Origin of the sequence: Haladaptatus sp., assembly GCF_049589095.1 — an archaeon.
In the GTDB taxonomy this organism is placed as follows: Archaea; Halobacteriota; Halobacteria; order Halobacteriales; family Haladaptataceae; genus Haladaptatus.
Map to the genome: position 1 here is coordinate 1 of NZ_JBAWAC010000614.1, position 2,345 is coordinate 2,345.

Annotated in this window: 2 protein-coding genes; one reads left to right on the forward strand and one right to left on the reverse strand. The window is 60.7% G+C overall.

Annotated features, from left to right (window positions below):
* Positions 1 to 536: 536 nt before the first annotated feature.
* On the reverse strand, positions 537 to 1,631 hold the full coding sequence (locus WBV42_RS19460; RefSeq protein ID WP_423987506.1) for an aminopeptidase: 1,095 nt from the start codon (positions 1,629 to 1,631) through the stop codon (positions 537 to 539).
* A gap of 106 nt (positions 1,632 to 1,737) precedes the next feature.
* Here WBV42_RS19460 and WBV42_RS19465 point away from each other — a divergent pair.
* Positions 1,738 to 2,345: threonine aldolase family protein (locus WBV42_RS19465; RefSeq protein WP_423987507.1), on the forward strand; the 608-nt coding region annotated here is incomplete at its 3' end.

Below are 2,345 nucleotides of genomic sequence, written 5' to 3' on the forward strand. Positions count from 1 at the left end.
GATATATCAGATATTCGTAGCGTGCTGTTTCGAGAACGGTCAACCGGCAAAGAAAGAGTTCACGTCTACAGGGAGTTCAGTATCAGTCCGCCTCGGACGGATTTTGAACCGAAGGATTGCGAACAGGCGGCACGACGGTTTGACGTGGAGGTGTGCCACACACCCGCCTCGGCCATCCACGCGGTAGTTTTCAGGAGATACGGACTCTGGGTTCGTTCCAGTATATAAACGTTCGTCGCGGTCGCTTGGTCTCGAATATCCGTAGTACGCGACGAAAACGTCCCGCTCGGCCAACTCACGGCTCACCCGTTCGCCGTTCGTCTCTCAAGGCGCAAAGCGCCTCGCCTCCCTCCCGGTTATTCTTCGAACCCGTCCTCGAAACGGAAGGTGCGCGTTGCACTTTTTTACGTTGTCGGGTCAGCAAAGCTGACCGCTCCTCGTAAAAACCTGCACTAAAAACGTCCCGCTCGGCCAACTCACGGCTCACCCGTTCGCCGTTCGTCTTGCGAGGCGCAAAGCGCCTCGTCTCCTCCCGGTTATTCCTCGAACCCGTCCTCGAAACGGAAGGTACCGTTGCGCTGGACGATTTCGCCGTCCACTTCGATGAACGAGTCCTCGCTCATATCCACGATGATGTCCACGTGAACCGCGCTCTCGTTCGGTTCCCGGTCGTCGGGGACACAGGTATCGTAGGCCATGCCGACGGCGAGGTGGACCGTATCGCCCATCTTCTCGTCGAAGAGCATGTTGTAGGTGAACTCGTCGATGTCGCGGTTCATGCCGATGCCGAGTTCGCCGAGTCTGCGTGCGCCGTCGTCGGTATCGAGAACGCCCGCGAGGACGTCCTCGTTCTTGTCTGCGCTGAAATCGACGACCTCACCGTTCTCGAACTTCAGCCAGACGTTTTCGACGATGTTGCCCTGGTGGACGAGCGGCTTGTCGAACAGCACTTCGCCCTCGACCGAATCGGGGACCGGCGCAGTGAACACCTCGCCACCGGGGAGGTTGTTCTTGCCCTCGTCGTTGATGGTTTTCATGCCCGCCACGGACATCGTGAGGTCCGTCGTCTCGCCGGAGACGATACGAACTTCGTCGGCGGGGTCGAGGATTTCGATCATCTGCTCTTGGAACTCGCGCTGCTCGTCCCAGTCCTTGTTCATCGCGCTGTACACGAACTCCTCGTAAGCGTCCGTGCTCATCTCGGCGAGTTGCGCGCTTCCGGGGGACGGATACTGGGTGAGACACCAACGCGACGAGAGGATTTCCTGCTGTATCGGCTGGTACGCCTGTCTGTATGCCGCGTGGGTCTCGGCGCTGATATCGCTCATGTCGGAGGCGTTCTCGTGGCCTCGGATGTGAACGATGGCGTCCGCCGCTTCGAACAACGCCTGTTCGTGCTCGGGGGTTTCGAGGGCATCCACGTCGATCGAACGAAGGAACGCCGCTTGTTTCTTGTCCCGACGCCCGGCAGTGACGAGTGGGAACGCACCGCGCTCGCCGAGTGCTTCGGAGAGTGCAACCGCGAGGTCGTCCGAGACGGTCGGCGAGCGAACGACGACCGTATCGCCCGCTTCGATATCGAGAGAGTGGTCGACGATGGTTTCGGCGTGGTTCCGAATTCGTTCGTCCATGTGGCAAAATTTCGTGGATACCGGAAACCCCTTTCGGTGTGGGCATCTCGGTCGATGAACTGCTTCTACCCTCGATTATTTGGTCGCCGCGGCGGAACGGTCGCGTATGATAGACCTGCGGAGCGACACGGTCACGAAACCGAGCGAGGAGATGCGTGCGGCGGCGGCCGAGGCCGAGGTGGGCGACGACGTCTACGGCGAGGACCCGACGGTCAACGAACTCGAATCCGCTGCCGCCGAACTTGTGGGGATGGAAGCGGCCCTCTACGTCCCGACCGGAACGATGGGCAATCAGATCGCGGCGCGCGTCCACACCGAACGGGGAGAGGAGATACTGGTCGAACGCGAGAGCCACATCTACAAGTGGGAACTCGGCGGACTCGCCCAGCACTCGGCGCTGCAAGTCCGAACGCTCGACGGCGGCGACCGTGGAGTTCCGACGCCCGAACAGGTTCGAGACGGCTACGTCGAGGCGGACGCACATCGACCCGGAACAGGATTGCTGTCGCTCGAAAACACGCACAACAGCAAGGGAGGAGTCGCAATCGCTCCCGAAAAGATCGACGCCGCGGCGGAAGCGGCCCACGACCTCGGAATTCCCGTCCATCTCGATGGTGCACGGGTGGGTAACGCGGCTGTCGCCCTCGACGTATCACCGGCACGAATCGTGGAGAACGTGGATTCCGTGATGTTCTGTCTCTCGAAGGGACTCGG